The sequence below is a fragment of the Lysinibacillus sp. NPDC056220 genome (genome assembly GCF_049315265.1).
GTDB classification, from domain to species: Bacteria; Bacillota; Bacilli; order Bacillales_A; family Planococcaceae; genus Lysinibacillus; species Lysinibacillus pinottii.
In genome coordinates this window covers 1-15,988 of the sequence record NZ_JBMOXD010000007.1, presented here as the reverse complement: position 1 = coordinate 15,988, position 15,988 = coordinate 1, and the positions used below count along the sequence as shown (strand labels likewise).

At 37.4% G+C, this 15,988-nt stretch carries 15 protein-coding genes; 14 read left to right on the top strand and 1 reads right to left on the bottom strand.

Annotation, left to right across the window (positions count from 1 at the left end; translation table 11 throughout):
- The first annotated feature begins 22 nt into the window (after positions 1–22).
- Positions 23–1,084, top strand: a complete 1,062-nt coding sequence (locus ACOZBY_RS18155; RefSeq protein WP_099806109.1) for a glycosyl hydrolase family 18 protein — start codon at positions 23–25, stop codon at positions 1,082–1,084.
- Positions 1,085–1,407: 323 nt separating this feature from the next.
- Here the strand turns inward: ACOZBY_RS18155 and ACOZBY_RS18150 are convergent, their stop codons facing one another.
- On the bottom strand, positions 1,408–2,310 hold the full coding sequence (locus tag ACOZBY_RS18150) for a LysR family transcriptional regulator (RefSeq protein WP_031417711.1): 903 nt from the start codon (positions 2,308–2,310) through the stop codon (positions 1,408–1,410).
- Between the two features lie 521 nt (positions 2,311–2,831).
- Between ACOZBY_RS18150 and sufC the strand changes: the two genes are divergently transcribed.
- The 13 genes from sufC to ACOZBY_RS18085 all read left to right on the top strand — a co-directional run bounded on the left by sufC (position 2,832) and on the right by ACOZBY_RS18085 (position 15,825).
- Positions 2,832–3,611: a Fe-S cluster assembly ATPase SufC gene (sufC, locus tag ACOZBY_RS18145; protein ID WP_016994918.1), complete on the top strand. Its 780-nt coding sequence runs from the start codon at positions 2,832–2,834 to the stop codon at positions 3,609–3,611.
- An 18-nt stretch (positions 3,612–3,629) separates the two neighbouring features.
- The gene (sufD, locus tag ACOZBY_RS18140; protein WP_012292330.1) at positions 3,630–4,937 is read left to right on the top strand and encodes a Fe-S cluster assembly protein SufD; all 1,308 of its coding nucleotides are present in this window, start codon (positions 3,630–3,632) and stop codon (positions 4,935–4,937) included.
- Positions 4,937–6,166, top strand: coding sequence for a cysteine desulfurase (locus tag ACOZBY_RS18135; protein ID WP_012292331.1), 1,230 nt, complete (start codon positions 4,937–4,939; stop codon positions 6,164–6,166). Before sufD ends, ACOZBY_RS18135 begins: the two co-directional genes overlap by 1 nt.
- Entirely contained in the window at positions 6,156–6,581 is a 426-nt protein-coding gene (sufU, locus tag ACOZBY_RS18130; RefSeq protein WP_012292332.1) for a Fe-S cluster assembly sulfur transfer protein SufU, read from the top strand. Before ACOZBY_RS18135 ends, sufU begins: the two co-directional genes overlap by 11 nt.
- 98 nt (positions 6,582–6,679) lie before the next feature.
- Entirely contained in the window at positions 6,680–8,077 is a 1,398-nt protein-coding gene (sufB, locus tag ACOZBY_RS18125) for a Fe-S cluster assembly protein SufB (RefSeq protein ID WP_031417705.1), read from the top strand.
- A gap of 189 nt (positions 8,078–8,266) precedes the next feature.
- Entirely contained in the window at positions 8,267–9,235 is a 969-nt protein-coding gene (locus ACOZBY_RS18120) for an ABC transporter substrate-binding protein (protein ID WP_198695086.1), read from the top strand.
- A gap of 134 nt (positions 9,236–9,369) precedes the next feature.
- Positions 9,370–10,227: a DUF72 domain-containing protein gene (locus tag ACOZBY_RS18115; protein WP_012292335.1), complete on the top strand. Its 858-nt coding sequence runs from the start codon at positions 9,370–9,372 to the stop codon at positions 10,225–10,227.
- The gene (locus ACOZBY_RS18110; RefSeq protein WP_012292336.1) at positions 10,227–11,051 is read left to right on the top strand and encodes a sulfite exporter TauE/SafE family protein; all 825 of its coding nucleotides are present in this window, start codon (positions 10,227–10,229) and stop codon (positions 11,049–11,051) included. Before ACOZBY_RS18115 ends, ACOZBY_RS18110 begins: the two co-directional genes overlap by 1 nt.
- Positions 11,052–11,086: 35 nt before the next feature.
- Positions 11,087–12,451 (top strand): bifunctional metallophosphatase/5'-nucleotidase, encoded by a 1,365-nt coding sequence (locus tag ACOZBY_RS18105; RefSeq protein WP_031417701.1) that lies wholly within the window; start codon positions 11,087–11,089, stop codon positions 12,449–12,451.
- 36 nt (positions 12,452–12,487) lie between these two features.
- Positions 12,488–13,597 carry an HD-GYP domain-containing protein gene (locus tag ACOZBY_RS18100; protein WP_012292338.1) on the top strand — a complete coding sequence of 370 codons (1,110 nt, stop codon included), beginning with the start codon at positions 12,488–12,490 and terminating at the stop codon, positions 13,595–13,597.
- Positions 13,598–13,620: 23 nt separating this feature from the next.
- A complete protein-coding gene (yunB, locus tag ACOZBY_RS18095) occupies positions 13,621–14,418 on the top strand; it encodes a sporulation protein YunB (RefSeq protein ID WP_012292339.1) in 798 nt (265 codons plus the stop codon).
- 106 nt (positions 14,419–14,524) lie between these two features.
- Entirely contained in the window at positions 14,525–15,442 is a 918-nt protein-coding gene (lipA, locus tag ACOZBY_RS18090) for a lipoyl synthase (RefSeq protein ID WP_031417697.1), read from the top strand.
- A 32-nt stretch (positions 15,443–15,474) separates the two neighbouring features.
- On the top strand, positions 15,475–15,825 hold the full coding sequence (locus ACOZBY_RS18085) for a YutD family protein (protein ID WP_031417695.1): 351 nt from the start codon (positions 15,475–15,477) through the stop codon (positions 15,823–15,825).
- Positions 15,826–15,988 lie beyond the last annotated feature (163 nt).

The window sequence follows — 15,988 nt, the reverse complement described above, 5'->3', positions numbered from 1 at the left end:
TTTGGGGTGAAATTTGAAACAAGTGAAAAATTTTATATTATTTATCTGTATAGCCCTGTTGTTTATCACTGCTTGTAGTAATAGTAAAGAACCACCTGCTATAGCAAAGGAAGAATTAAAGGATAAAGCGAAGTTGCGTTTATCGATGTGGTTACCTGAATGGCAAAATCAATCAGCCTTAGAAGATGTCCAAAACTCCCAACAAGGATTACAAGATATGCGCGTTTTCGGTGCCTATTTTAATCATAAAGATGAATTGCTATTAACGGATAATGCAGTCGATATGTTGCGACAGACACAGCAGCAATTCAATGAATCACATCATGTAATTCTAACGCTTATAAATGATTATGTGACAGATAATGCCTCTTCTGTTCAAAAGGATAGTACACTTTTGCATAGGTTAGTACAGGATTCTTCAGCAAGAAAAAAGCATATCAATAATATATTGCAGGTAGTTGAACAATACCAACCAGATGGCATTGAAATTGATTATGAAAAGATAGCTAAAGAAGACCTTTCAAAATATGTTCAATTTTTAAAGGAGCTATACCGAGAACTTGCGAAAAAGAATGTTACACTGCATGTAGTGCTAGAGCCGAGCTTTCCATTTGATGTGAAGTTACCGAATGGGCCTAGCTATACCGTAATGGCTTATAATGTACATGGCTATCATAGTGGTCCAGGTGCGAAAGCTACATTTTCGTTTCTTAATGATTTAATAAAAAATATCAAAAAATCCAACCAAAAATTAGCTATCGCCTTTGCTACAGGTGGTTTCGATTGGGTAGCTCAAGGTAATACGGTTGCATTAACGGAACTTGAGGCGGAGAAAGTATTAGCTGAAACAAACGCAAAGAAACAACGAGATAAAGCAAGTGGTGCTGTTTATTTTACGTATACAGATACTAGCAATATGAGTCATGAGATTTGGTATGCTGATCAGGAAACACTTGAAAAATGGGTCAAATATGTCCAAAGGAAAAGCTATCATGATGTAGTGTTGTGGCGTGCTGGTGGATTAGGTGTCAAAACATTACAGTGGATTAATGAGCAAGAAACTGGTGAGCGTTTGTCTCCCTAAAAAATCGGTAATATAGACACGTTCAACAAAAGTCATCGAGAAGTTCACGCTCGATGGCTTTTTGTCATTCTCTTGTTCGATTTTTGGAGAAACAAAACAGAAATGATGTTGACAAAGAATGAAATCAATAAACGTAACGATTTGCCAATTAGTTACCCAAAACCCTTCAATTTGGGAAAGTCGAGCGAACGTAGAGAGGGAAGCGGCTCGCCTTGGCCGTCATATCCAGGTTTTACCTTATTTGATTGTAAAAAAAGACTATAGATAAACTCAAAATTTTTGAGTTTATCTATAGTCCCAAATCGCCAGTAAAGGCAATTTTTTTATTGAAATTGAGATAGACGTGAAAAGAAATCTTTGACGAAATTTAAAAAAATGGCTTCTGATGGGGCGATTTCTCGATTTACAGGAGAAATAATACCAACCGTCCTTGGAATGGAGGGTGATTCAATAGGCACCTTTACAGTAAAGCGAGCAGCAGAATCGTAAAGTGAACTTTCTGGTAACAGACTAACGCCTATTCCAGCTGCTACTAAGCCTTTAAGTGCATCCAAATCTTCACCCTCTGAAATAATATTAGGCATAAAGCCTGCAGCACGACAAGCATCCATTGCCACTTTATGTAATATATAACCATTTGGAAATAACACAAATAAATCATTTCTCAATTCAGCAAGCTGAATACTCTCTCTTTTTGCTAACGGATGATTAGCTGGTAGAAGAGCGGCAATATTTTCCGTAAACAATATAGTCGACTCAATGGATTCATCTTTTGGAGGAAGCGGACCTAAAAAGGCAAGGTTTAACTCTCGATTTTTGACAGCATCAATTAAAAATCGATAAGATCCTTGTCGTAGCTGAAATTGCAAATTGGGATACTCTCGTTTAAAGGCTGAGATAACGGTTGGCAGTACATAGCTTGCTAAACTTGTTGGAAAGCCAATCTTAATAGAGCCCTTAGCAGGATCAAGATACTCTTCTACTTGTTTGGCAGCAAAATCAATGGCCTTCAATGCCGTAATGGTATGTTCAAGAAAGGTCTTTCCAATCGGCGTTAATTTCACATTGCGTCCCACTCGTTCAAATAACGGAGTGCCTAACTCATCTTCAAGATTTGCGATTTGCCGACTAATGGCTGATTGAGCGACGTGAAGATGCTCAGCAGCTTCTGAAATATGCTCGCGTTCAGCAACCTCCACAAAATAGCGTAATTGACGTAACTCCACTAACATTTCACCTCTATTAATCTAAAAATAAGATTGATTATAGCTCAATTATATAATATTGAAGATAAAAAGTGACTGTAAATACAAAAAAAGTTTAAGTATTCAGTAATCTTGCACAATAGAATTTTTTAGTGTGTAAAAGAGACTGCCATGAAAATATCTTATTTTTAATTGATTCCATTTTAATGAAATAGGTTATAGTATAGTTATGGTTGTTACTGCAAATTTGTCACAAAACCTCTACAATTAGCCCTTTTCACGAGGTTTACACTATGTAGCTAGATGAAATCAATTCTCAATTAGAGATATTTCATTGAAAATGAAGAAAGTCTATTCTCAATATCTATTCCAGATAGTAATAATCTGAAAATGCTTACAAAGCCTTTATTTTTCAAGATTTTATTTGAGGAGAAGGAAAGTAATTGAAATGGTTTGCATAGAGAACGATTTTCAGTTAAGATTAGAATGATGATAATTAAGGAATGGTTGACCCATTCACTGAACACTATGGAGGTATTTTCATGTCAACTTTAGTTATTAAAGATCTTCACGTTGCTATCGACGGAAAAGAGATTTTAAAAGGCGTAAATCTTACAATTAATACAAACGAAATTCACGCAATCATGGGACCAAACGGAACTGGTAAATCAACACTAGCTTCTGCTATTATGGGTCATCCTAAATATGAGGTTACTTCGGGTACTGTTGAGCTAGATGGCGAAGATGTACTTGAGATGGAAGTAGACGAGCGTGCTCAAGCTGGTTTATTCCTAGCTATGCAATACCCATCTGAAATTGCGGGTGTTACAAATGCTGATTTCTTACGCTCAGCTATCAATGCTCGCCGTGAAGAGGGCGATGAAATTTCATTAATGAAATTTATCCGTGAATTAGATAAAAACATGGAATTCCTAGAAATGAACGAAGATATGGCTCAGCGTTATTTAAATGAAGGTTTCTCTGGCGGTGAGAAAAAACGTAATGAGATTCTTCAATTAATGATGATTAAACCGACGTTCGCAATTTTAGACGAAATTGACTCTGGACTTGATATTGATGCACTTAAAGTAGTATCTAAAGGAATTAACGCAATGCGCGGTGAAGGCTTTGGCTGCTTAATGATCACGCACTATCAACGTCTACTTAACTATATTACACCAGACCATGTACACGTAATGATGCAGGGACGTGTTGTGAAATCAGGTGGTGCAGAGCTGGCACAACGTTTAGAAGCAGAAGGCTATGACTGGATTAAAAAAGAATTAGGTATTGAAGAAGAAACAGAAGAACAAGAAGCATAAGAGGGAGGACGAACTAGCATGACAGTGGAACTTAACTTGCCTGTAACAGTACAGGACGTGCGCTCGTTCTCAGAAGCAAATGGTGAACCAACTTGGTTTACAGAGCTTCGCGCGGCAGCACTAGACAAAGTAACTGGTTTAGATTTGCCAAAACCAGATAGAACTAATATTACAAAATGGGATTTCATGAACTTCCCAGCATTTACAGTTCATAGTGAGGCATTTCCATCGTTGGATGCTTTACCTGAAGAAGCAAAAGGGTTAATTGACCTTGAAGCGCAAGAGAATCTTTATATTCAGCGCAATAATACACCAGCTTACATTAAAATATCACAAGAGCTTGTTGATAAAGGCGTTGTTTTTACGGATATTTTTACTGCAGTTCGTGAACATGGTGAGCTTGTTCAAAAATACTTTATGACTGAAGCTGTTAAAGTGGATGAACATAAGTTAACAGCGCTTCATACAGCACTAGTTAATGGTGGCGTATTTGTTTACGTACCAAAAAATGTAGTCATTGAACAACCACTTCAAGTTGTTTTCTTAAACGATAATGCTGAAGCATCATTATACAACCATGTATTAGTAGTGGCAGAAGCAAATTCTGCTGTAACATACGTGGAAACATATGTTTCAACGGTGGAACAAGCAAAAGGCCAAGCAAATATTATTGCGGAAGTAGTTGTCCAAGATAATGCGCAAGTAACATATGGAGCAGTAGATGTACTTGCAAAAGGCTTTACGACTTATGTAAACCGTCGTGCACGCTTAGCACGTGACGCAAAAGTAGATTGGGCTCTTGGTTTAATGAATGACTCAGATACAATCTCAGAAAATATTACTCATCTAATTGGTGACGGTTCACATGCAGATACAAAAACAGTAGTTGTTGGTCGTGGAGAACAAAAACTTAACTTCACTACGGAGGTTCGTCACTGGGGTAAAAACTCAAACGGGCATATCTTAAAGCATGGTGTTATGAAAGATGCAGCTCAATCTATCTTTAATGGTATTGGCTATATCGAACATGGTGCGACGAAAGCAGATGCACAGCAAGAATCACGTGTATTAATGCTTTCAGAAAAAGCTCGTGGGGATGCAAATCCAATTTTATTAATTGATGAAGATGATGTAACAGCAGGACACGCAGCATCTGTTGGTCGAGTAGATCCATTACAGCTTTACTATTTAATGAGCCGTGGTATCTCGAAAGCAGAAGCAGAGCGCCTTGTTATCCATGGATTCCTTGCGCCAGTTGTTACGCAATTACCAATTGAGGGCGTTCAAAAGCAACTGACGGAGGTTATCGAAAGGAAAGTTCGCTAATGATGAATAAAGACATTAAAAGCTATTTCCCAATTTTAAATCAGGATGTAAATGGTCATAGACTTGTTTATCTTGATAGTGCGGCAACGTCTCAAAAACCTGTTCAAGTGATTGAGGCAATTAAAGCCTATTATGAATTTGATAATTCCAATGTTCACCGTGGAGTGCATACTCTAGGGAACCGTGCTACAGATAAATATGAAGGTGCACGTGAAAAGGTTCGTAAGTTTATTAATGCTCAATCAACACAAGAAATTATTTTTACTCGTGGAACAACGACCTCTTTAAATACAGTAGCAGCCAGTTATGGACGTGCAAATGTTGCTGAGGGTGATGAAATTGTCATTACTCAAATGGAGCATCATTCCAATATTATTCCTTGGCAACAGTTAGCCAAAGAAAAAAAGGCGACATTGAAGTACATTGAGCTAGAAGCTGATGGAACGATTAGTCTAGAAAAAGTACGTGCAACGATTACACCTCAAACGAAAATCGTTTCGGTGTCAATGGCGTCAAACGTGCTTGGAACTATAAATCCAATTAAAGAAATTGCGCAAATTGCACATGCTAATGGTGCTGTTATGGTAGTTGATGGAGCTCAAGCGGCTCCGCATATGAAAATTGATGTGCAAGAATTGGATGTAGATTTCTTAGGGTTCTCTGGGCATAAAATGTGCGGACCTACTGGAATAGGTGTACTATATGGTAAAAAGGAACACCTTGAAAAGATGGAGCCAATTGAATTTGGTGGCGAAATGATCGATTTTGTTGGGTTATATGATTCAACGTGGAAGGAATTACCGTGGAAATTTGAAGGTGGAACGCCTATTATTGCAGGTGCAATAGGATTAGGAGCTGCTATTGATTTCTTAACTGAGATTGGGCTAGATAATATTGCAGAACATGAACATAAGCTTGTTGGCTATGCAATGGATCAGCTTGAAACAATTGACGGTTTGAAAATTTTCGGCCCACGTGACCCAATGAAACGTTGTGGACTTGTGACATTTAATTTGGATGATGTCCATCCACATGATGTGGCAACGGTGCTTGATATGAATGGTATTGCTGTTCGTGCGGGTCATCATTGTGCGCAACCACTAATGAAATGTCTTCAGCAAGTAGCGACAGCGCGTGCAAGCTTCTATCTGTACAATACAGAGGAGGATATTGACCGTCTTGTTGCAGGGTTACGTTCTGCGAAGGAGTATTTTGGCGATGTCTTTTAATAATTTAGATCAACTATATCGTTCAGTCATTATGGATCACTATAAAAATCCTCGTAATAAGGGTTCTTTAGAAGGTGAAGCTGTAACGATTGATATGAACAATCCGACATGTGGAGACCGTATACACTTAACATTAAAAGTGACTGACGGTGTTGTAGAGGATGCCAAATTTGAAGGTGAAGGCTGTTCAATTTCTATGTCCTCTGCATCCATGATGACTCAACTTATCAAAGGGAAAAAGGTAGATGAAGCTTTAGAGCTTGCTGATATTTTTTCTAAAATGATGATGGGTGAAGAGTATAGCGATAAATATGACCTTGAGGATGTTGAAGCACTGCAAGGTGTCTCTCAATTCCCTGCACGTATTAAATGTGCAACATTAGCTTGGAAAGCAATGGAAAAAGGTGTGAAATAAAGCATACTGCCTTGTCAGCTGGGTGAAAGTGACATACTTTCACTCATGGCAAAGGTTGAATACCTCGAAAATATAGCTCAATGAACGGAGGAGAAACGATGGCTAAAAAAATGCCTGATATCGGCGATTACAAATACGGTTTCCATGACAAGGACGTATCAATTTTCCGTTCAAAACGTGGTTTGACTGAAGAAATCGTCCGTGAAATTTCAAATATGAAACAAGAGCCAGAGTGGATGCTAGAGTACCGCTTAAAGGCACTTGAAACATTTTATACAAAACCAATGCCGCAATGGGGTGGCGATCTTGGCGATTTAGATTTTGATGAAATTACGTACTATGTGAAACCATCAGAAGCGACACAAAAATCATGGGATGAAGTTCCTGATGAAATCAAAGCTACTTTTGATAAATTAGGTATTCCAGAAGCAGAACAAAAATATCTTGCGGGTGTATCTGCGCAGTATGAGTCAGAGGTAGTTTATCACAACATGAAGCAAGACCTTGAAGATCTTGGTATTGTGTTTAAAGATACAGACTCAGCATTACGTGAAAACGAAGATATTTTCAAACAATATTGGGGTAAAGTAATCCCATACACAGATAATAAATTTGCGGCATTGAACTCAGCTGTATGGTCAGGTGGATCATTTATCTATGTACCACCAGGCGTTAAAGTTGAAACACCTCTACAAGCTTACTTCCGCATTAACTCTGAGAACATGGGTCAATTCGAACGTACGCTAATTATTGTGGATGAAGGCGCACATGTACACTATGTTGAAGGTTGTACAGCCCCTGTTTACACAACAAACTCTTTACACTCAGCTGTTGTAGAAATTGTTGTTCGTAAAGATGCCTACTGCCGTTATACAACGATTCAAAACTGGGCAAACAACGTATACAATCTTGTAACGAAACGTACAGTTGTTGAAGAAAACGGTACAATGGAATGGATTGATGGTAACATCGGTTCTAAATTAACAATGAAATACCCAGCATGTATCCTAAAAGGTGAAGGCGCTCGTGGTATGACGCTATCTATCGCATTAGCAGGTAAAGGTCAACATCAACATGCTGGAGCGAAAATGATTCATATGGCACCAAACACATCTTCTACAATCGTTTCTAAATCGATTGCTAAACAAGGTGGTAAGGTAACATATATGGGACAAGTTCGTTTCGGTCCTAAAGCTAGTGGTGCTCGTGCCAATATTGAATGTGATACGCTGATTATGGATAACCAATCAACATCTGATACAATTCCATACAACGAAATCCTTAATGATAATGTTTCTTTAGAGCATGAAGCTAAAGTTTCAAAAGTGTCTGAAGAACAATTATTCTATTTAATGTCTCGCGGAATCTCTGAAGAAGAAGCGACAGAAATGATTGTAATGGGCTTCATTGAGCCATTTACAAAAGAATTACCAATGGAATACGCAGTAGAAATGAACCGTCTTATCAAATTCGAGATGGAAGGTTCTATTGGGTAATTTATCAATTAACCCTTGTCACAACGATGTGTGTGGCAAGGGTTTTTGTTTTGTAAAGAAAACAACTTCCTTAATATATTGAAATAATAGTGGATTTTTATAAGGAGACATACTAAAATGATAATGAGAATCAATATCAATTAAAGAAGGGAGAATGAATACGTGAGAAACAAGTTTCTATTTATTAGTATGATAGCGGTATTTATGCTGAGCCTCGCTGCATGCGGAGAGAAGAAAACAACAGAGGAAGATAGGTCCACAGAGTCGATGAAAGAGGAAGTGGCACAAACACAAGATAGTACTACCAATGAAAATTTGACAAGAACAATAGATTATCTAGGAGAAAGCTATGAAGTGCCAGAAAAGGTCGAAAGAATTGTTGTGACGGGTGCGATGGAAGCCATGGAAGATATGGTGGTACTTGATGTCCATCCAGTAGGAGCGATTGCGGTTGGTGGTAAATTCCCTGAGTTATACGCTGCTGTTACAGATAAGGCAGAGTCGATTGGGGAGAAGATTAAGCCAAACTTTGAAAAAATATTAGAATTAGATCCAGATGTGATTTTAGGCTCAACGAAATTTCCAGAGGAAGTACAAAGTAAATTAGAAAAAATTGCTCCAACCATTTTAGTTTCGCATATCTCTACGAATTGGGAATCTAATTTAAACTTATTAGCTGAATTAACAGGCAAGCAAGCAGAGGCAGAAAAAATATTATCTACATATAAGGCAGATATTGAAACGGCAAAGTCTAGCTTAACAAAAAAACTAGAAGACAAAAAAGTAGCAGCCATTCGAATTCGTGGGGGACAAGCTTATGTCTATCCAAAAGAAGTATTTTTAAACCCTGTTCTATATGGTGAGCTTGGTTTAGAAGTTCCTGCTGAAATTGCTAAGGCAACATCTCAAGAAGCGATTTCTGTTGAGCAACTAGCGGATATGAATCCAGATTTTTTATTTGTCCAGTTTTCAACGGATGAAAATGCGGATGCTCCAAATGCGTTAGAAGATTTTAAACAGAATCCCATTATCCAAAATATAAATGCCTTTAAAAATGAGCAAGTGTTTGTTAATGTTGTGGACCCACTAATGGAAGGTGGCCCAGCGTTTAGTCGTATTACTTTTTTAGAGGCAATCCAACAAAATCTTGATAAATAGCTTGTTTGGCATGAGTTCAATCCTATAAGGACTCATGCTTTTTCTTGTGAAAAGCTATATTTTTTTTACATGATGTTTAATTGTAGGAGAAGACTGTATGCTATGATTATGTTGTAGATAAAGGAGGATGTCACATGATTGTAGTTGGATTAACTGGATGGGGCGATCACCCTTCACTTTATAGTGGAGTGACTTCTTCAAAGGATAAATTATTTGACTATACAGGTCATTTTTTAGCGGTGGAAGTAGATACTTCTTTTTATGCCATACCATCCAAAGATAATGTTCGTAAATGGTGTGAGAATACACCGGAGAATTTTCGTTTTGTAGTGAAGGCCTATCAAGGCATGACTGGACATTTACGGGGAGATATTCCCTTTGAATCAAAGAATGATATGTTTAACGCTTTTATTGAATGTGCCCAAGAATTTAAACGTTTTGGAAAATTAGGAATGATTTTAGCTCAGTTTCCACCATGGTTTGATTGTCAGTCAAAAAATGTTCAATACTTATTGTATATTCGTCAACAATTAAAGGATTTCCAAGTGGCTATCGAATTTCGCAATCAAACATGGTATGCAGATAATGTAGTACAACAAACAATGGACTTTTTAAGAGAGCATCAATTTATTCATACGATTTGTGATGAGCCGCAGGCTGGCGTAGGATCGGTACCCTTCTATCCTGTAGTAACTGCCGATAAGGCGCTGGTGCGTATTCATGGGCGAAATATACATGGCTGGCGTAATACAGGGAATGCAGAAAACTGGCGCAAAGTGCGCTTTTTATATGACTACAATAAAGAAGAATTGCAACAGCTTGGGCAGCAAATTCTCAAGCTTGAGCCAGAGGTGCAGGAACTTTTTATATTATTTAATAACAATTCAGGTAATCATGCAGCGAAGAACGCAAAGGAATTACAGGGTGTTTTGAATATTAAAGATGTTGGGTTAGCGCCTAAACAATTAAACATGTTTGAAGGGGAATTATAATGGCGTTTATTTTATTAGTAATTATTGCATTATTTTCAGGTCTCCTTGGCTCATTAGTTGGGCTTGGTGGTGGCGTGGTATTAGTGCCAGCAACTTTATATATCGGTTTAAACCTTGGTATGATCCCAGATATAACACCACAAAAAGTTGTTGGTTTATCTGTTGTCATGATGATTTTTACAGGACTTGCCTCGACATTAAGCTATATGAAATCGAAAACGGTGGATTATAAAACTGGCTATATATTTTTTATCGGCAGTATTCCAGGCTCCATTTTGGGTGCATGGGTTAATAAAGGATTAGATTTACCATCCTTCAATTTATACTTTGGTATTTTGCTTATTATTTTATCCATTATTTTACTTGTCCGCGACAAATTGAAGCCGGTAGAATGGTTTGTGAAAAATGGCCTGCAACAGGAGTTTACTGATGCACAAGGGAAAACCTTTGTCTATGGCTATCCGATTTGGTTTGCCATTTTATTTACATTTGGGGTAGGGTTTGCCTCAGGTCTGTTTGGTATAGGTGGGGGCTCAATGATTGTGCCGGCTATGATTATTTTGTTCTTATTTCCACCACATGTAGCAATAGCAACTTCGATGTTTTTAGTTTTTTTAACGTCTGTTGTAAATACGGCTAGCCATATATATTTAGGGCATGTTCCATGGCTTTATACAATTCCCGTAATACCAGGAGCATATATTGGAGCGAAGCTAGGTGCAGCCTTAAATAAAAAAATTAAATCAGATACGCTTGTACTGGTTCTTCGGATTATTTTATTATTATTAGGAATTCGTTCCATCGTTGAAGGGATATTGGCTTAATCGGCTATACTAGCGAATGAAATGAGGTGGCTTTAATGCTTGAAAAAATCCATATTTTTCACACAAATGATTTGCATAGTCATTTTAAGTATTGGCCACGAATGCAAAGCTATGTGAAAGAGAAGCGCAGCAGTCTAGCGAAAATAGGGGAAACAAGTTATTTGTTTGATGTGGGGGATCATTTAGATCGCTCTAATATTTATACTGAAGCGACGATTGGTAAGGGGAACGTACAATTACTTAATGAGGCAGCATACGATGTAGTGACAATTGGGAATAACGAGGGCATTACATTGTCCCATGATGAGCTTTTTCATTTATATGATGATGCGAATTTTGATGTTGTCGTAGGTAATATTGATGCGTATCAGGGGAGAAATCCAGCCTGGCTGAAGCCCTATGTTGTGCTTACAACGGAAAAGGGTACGAAGCTAGGAATAATTGCAGCAACGGCTATGTTTGAAGTGTATTATCAGGCGTTAAATTGGCAAATGGTTGAAGCACGAAGCACACTTCTTCGTTTAGCTCATCAACTACGTAAAGAGGTTGATATTGTTTTATGCCTATCCCATTTAGGGATTACTGAAGACGAGCTATTAGCAGAGGAATGTCCAGAAATTGATGTCATATTTGGATCACATACACATCATGTCTTGCCAGAAGGGAAACTCGTCAATGGTGTTTTATTGACAGGTGGAGGAAAATTTGGTCAATACACAGGACATCTTGTTATCGAATATGATAAAAAAATGAGGAAAATTGTTGAAAAAAAGGATGCTTTAATTCATAATAAGGACTTGCCAAATATCCAAAACGAACAGCAAATTGTACAATCCCTAGAGGATGAAGGAATTAGAATATTGGATACACCAGTATTTACGACAAAGAAATCTTATAATAAGGAATGGTTCCACTACTCACAGCTATCTGATTTATTTGCACATGCTATTTTAGAAAAAAGTGGTGCTGATTGTGCCTTGTTTAATGCTGGTATTTTTTTAGACGGTCTCCCAAAGGGAACTGTGACAGCATTAGATTTGCATCGAATTTTTCCACATCCTATTAATTTATGTACAATTGAATTATCTGTTATGGAAATGAAGGAAATCTATATGCAATCCAAAAATGAGGAATGGCCTTATATTGAATTAAAAGGATTAGGCTTTAGAGGTGTGATCTTTGGAAAAATGTTGACATATGGTTTTTCCATGAACGACAATCGTCAGTTGTTAATTAATGGTAATCTGGCAGATGACAATCACATCTATAAACTTGTTACATTAGATTTGTTTACTTTTGGATATTTTTATCCAAGTTTCAAATATGCAAAGAAGCAATATATTTTACCAGAATTTTTACGAAACATTATGATAGATTATGGTCAAAGTTTCTTTAAGTAATAGAGTGAGCTTAAAGAATAGATTGGGGAAGAAATCATGCGATTAATTTCAATCGATGTATTAAAAGAAGGAATGGTATTAGGCAGAACCATTTGGAATGAGGCGGGGCATCCGCTTTTAAAGAAGGATGTTATCATTAATGACCGTATTATTCAGCGACTTCAACAGTTAAATACACATTACCTATACATTGACGATGATATTTCGGAGGGCATTGAAGTAGAAGAAACTGTGCCACCTGCAATGCGAAATAAAGTCATTACAACAATTAAAGATTCATTTCAATCAATCGATGGTTTAAATTCAGTAAATGCCTCTTATATATTAGATCAACAATCAAAGACAATTGTCTCGATTGTAGATGAATTACTTTCTGCTGTTACTGGAAATGATGAAATTTTAACGATATTAACAGATGCTTATTTATTTGATGAGTATTTATATCAACACTCCTTTCAAGTGACACTTTACTCGATAGCCATCGCCAAAGAGCTCGGCTACTCTGCTGAGGATTTACGGTTAGTAGGGATAGGTGCATTACTACATGATGTAGGTAAACTAATGGTACCAAAAGATATCCTAACGAAACCAGGTCGCTTAACCAATGAAGAATTTGAAGCCATGAAAATGCATGCCCGCTATGGCTTTGATTTATTACGCAATTTACATTCTATTTCATTGCTTGTGGCCCATTGTGCGTTTCAACATCATGAGCGTATTGACGGTAGTGGCTATCCACGAGGACTAGTTGATTTTGAAATTCACCCATTTGCCAAGATTATTGGCGTGGCTGATGTTTTTGACGCGGTTACGACTAATCGAGTATATCGTGAAAAAATGCTTCCTTCACAGGGACTAGCTATTGTAGAGGCAGGCTCTGGTACGCTATATGATGCTCGCATTGTAAATGCCCTAAAAAGAGCAGTCGTTCATTATCCAAATGGAGTTATCTTAAAATTATCAGATGGTCGACGTGGCATAGTATCTAGACAAAACCCGTTGGATGCCGCATTACCATGGATTCGTATTTTTGAGGAGCAAAATCAATTGCTCGCAGCTACATATGAAATCAATTTAGTGGACTTTCCTAGCATTCTAATTGAAAATGTTGAGACGGATTACATGGTTCCTGCAAAGGTAGAATAAAATACTCCTCCTGTTCATACGTTATGGAACAGGAGGAGATTTTTTTGTTTTTCCCTCGAAAAAGGATGAAATTGCGCTCTTATCATAAAAGGGGAATACGTCTTAATCGTTTAACCATTTTAATTGTTAGTATGGTTGTTTGTCTTATATTATTTATTTATTATTTAAATGAACGGCTCATGCCCACCTATTTGCAATATGCAGAAGTACAAACTACAAAAATTGCATCATATGTAGTAAGTAAAGCCATTAATTCACGTACCTCCAATGTATTAGATGTAAATGATATTATTGAAGATATTCCTCCAGGTAGTTCTGATATGATGACAACCAAGTTTAATACGGAAATTATTAATCGCGTTCGAGCGGAGACATTAGAGCTTGTAAAAATGTATTTAGAGCAGGCAGAACAAGGAGAACTATCACATTTACCTGAATTAGATAATGTTGAATATGATATTAACAGAATTCAGGAAGGGGATGGTATTGTCTTTTTTGTACCACTCGGGCAAGCAGCGAATATTCCTTTGCTCGGAAATTTAGGACCAAAAATCCCTATACGATTCCATGTGATAGGAAATGTCCACAGTAACGTGACCTCATCTATTCAGGAATTTGGGATTAATAGTGCGTATGTTGAGGTGGGCATTCATTTAGAGGTAAATGTCCAAATTATTGTTCCTTTTGCAAGTAAATCTTCAACCGTTGCACAGGATATTCCTGTTGCTATGGGGTTAACTAGAGGTCCAGTACCGAACATCTATACCAATAGCAGTGATGCGCCTCAACCTTCCATTGAAATACCTGTGCCTTTTAAATAGAAATGTTTACTGTGATAGTTGTTGGAGTTCATTTAATATGTTACATTGACAACAGTGAAGATAGTTAATATAAAAAATGCATATTTTTGATAGGGGCGATATCCGTATGACATCTTGTAAACCTACAAGTAAAGAAGAACATTTAAGAAAACCAGACTGGCTAAAAATAAAACTAAACACTAATGATGAATATAAAGGTCTTAAAAAGCTTATGCGTGAGAAAAATCTTCATACTGTTTGTGAAGAGGCTCGCTGTCCAAATATTCATGAATGCTGGGGAGAAAGACGTACGGCTACAATGATGATTCTTGGTTCGGTTTGTACACGTGCTTGTCGATTCTGTGCAGTAAAAACAGGTTTACCAAATGAGTTAGACTTGGCAGAGCCAGAACGCGTTGCAGATTCAGTAGCTATTATGAACCTAAAACACGTTGTCATTACTATGGTAGCGCGTGACGATTTAAAAGATGGTGGAGCGGAAGTTTTAGCAGAAACAGTACGTGCTATTCGTCGCAAAAGTCCTTTCACATCTGTTGAAGTATTACCATCTGATTTAGGTGGTATGAAGGAGAATCTTCAAATGCTAATGGATGCGAAGCCAGACATTTTAAACCATAACATTGAAACCGTACGTCGTTTAACACCAAGAGTCCGTGCTCGTGCAAAATACGAGCGTTCTTTGGAGTTCCTACGTCTAGCTAAAGAAATGCAACCAGAAATTCCGACGAAATCATCGTTAATGATTGGTTTAGGAGAAACGCATGAAGAAATTTTAGAAGTAATGGATGATTTACGAGCAAATAATGTGGATATCATGACGATTGGTCAATATTTACAGCCTACGAAAAAGCATTTACCAGTTAAAAAATATTATTCACCGATAGAGTTTGGGAAACTGCGAAAAATTGCTATGGAAAAAGGCTTTAAACATTGCGAAGCTGGCCCACTTGTACGTAGTAGTTATCATGCTGACGAACAAGTAAATGCTGCAACAAAAGAACGTCAGTTACAAGCAGAGCTCTAAACGTCAAGGATGAACAAGAGGGTGGTGTCACTTTGATCATAGTTGAAGGATTAGAATATGAACTATTAGAAGATTTTCGCGAAGCCTTTCAGGAGGAAGTTTTTCAGGAAAGGTATTCCGATATATTAGCTAGATACGACTATATAGTAGGTGATTGGGGCTATAATCAATTACGATTAAAGGGCTTTTTTGATGATAAAAATCAAAAGTCAACTTTTGATACGAAAATAAGCACGCTTCAAGATTATTTATATGAATATTGTAATTTTGGCTGCGCTTATTTTGTCTTACGTAAAACAGGGAAAGTTATGAAACAGCCAGAGGTGCTGGATGTGAATGAAGTAACTGCACAGCCAACCGACCAAGAACCATTAGCAGAATAAAAAGAAGAAACTTGATGTGATCATACATCAAGTTAGACTGTAGACAAAAGTCATCGAGAAGTTTATTCTCGATGGCTTTTGTCATGTTTCTTTCTCTTTCATTTTCAATATCTGGTAAATCATTGCTGTATCCAACATACTCTTCGAGCATAGAGGCTCTCTT

Excerpts from the sequence above, each read along its gene's own strand:
- sufC (WP_016994918.1), top strand. The coding sequence starts at position 2,832 with ATGTCAACTTTAGTTATTAAAGATCTTCACGTTGCTATCGACGGAAAA.
- sufD (WP_012292330.1), top strand. The coding sequence starts at position 3,630 with ATGACAGTGGAACTTAACTTGCCTGTAACAGTACAGGACGTGCGCTCG.
- ACOZBY_RS18135 (WP_012292331.1), top strand. The coding sequence starts at position 4,937 with ATGATGAATAAAGACATTAAAAGCTATTTCCCAATTTTAAATCAGGAT.
- sufU (WP_012292332.1), top strand. The coding sequence starts at position 6,156 with ATGTCTTTTAATAATTTAGATCAACTATATCGTTCAGTCATTATGGAT.
- sufB (WP_031417705.1), top strand. The coding sequence starts at position 6,680 with ATGGCTAAAAAAATGCCTGATATCGGCGATTACAAATACGGTTTCCAT.
- ACOZBY_RS18120 (WP_198695086.1), top strand. The coding sequence starts at position 8,267 with ATGATAGCGGTATTTATGCTGAGCCTCGCTGCATGCGGAGAGAAGAAA.
- ACOZBY_RS18115 (WP_012292335.1), top strand. The coding sequence starts at position 9,370 with ATGATTGTAGTTGGATTAACTGGATGGGGCGATCACCCTTCACTTTAT.
- ACOZBY_RS18110 (WP_012292336.1), top strand. The coding sequence starts at position 10,227 with ATGGCGTTTATTTTATTAGTAATTATTGCATTATTTTCAGGTCTCCTT.
- ACOZBY_RS18105 (WP_031417701.1), top strand. The coding sequence starts at position 11,087 with ATGCTTGAAAAAATCCATATTTTTCACACAAATGATTTGCATAGTCAT.
- ACOZBY_RS18100 (WP_012292338.1), top strand. The coding sequence starts at position 12,488 with ATGCGATTAATTTCAATCGATGTATTAAAAGAAGGAATGGTATTAGGC.
- yunB (WP_012292339.1), top strand. The coding sequence starts at position 13,621 with ATGGAACAGGAGGAGATTTTTTTGTTTTTCCCTCGAAAAAGGATGAAA.
- lipA (WP_031417697.1), top strand. The coding sequence starts at position 14,525 with ATGACATCTTGTAAACCTACAAGTAAAGAAGAACATTTAAGAAAACCA.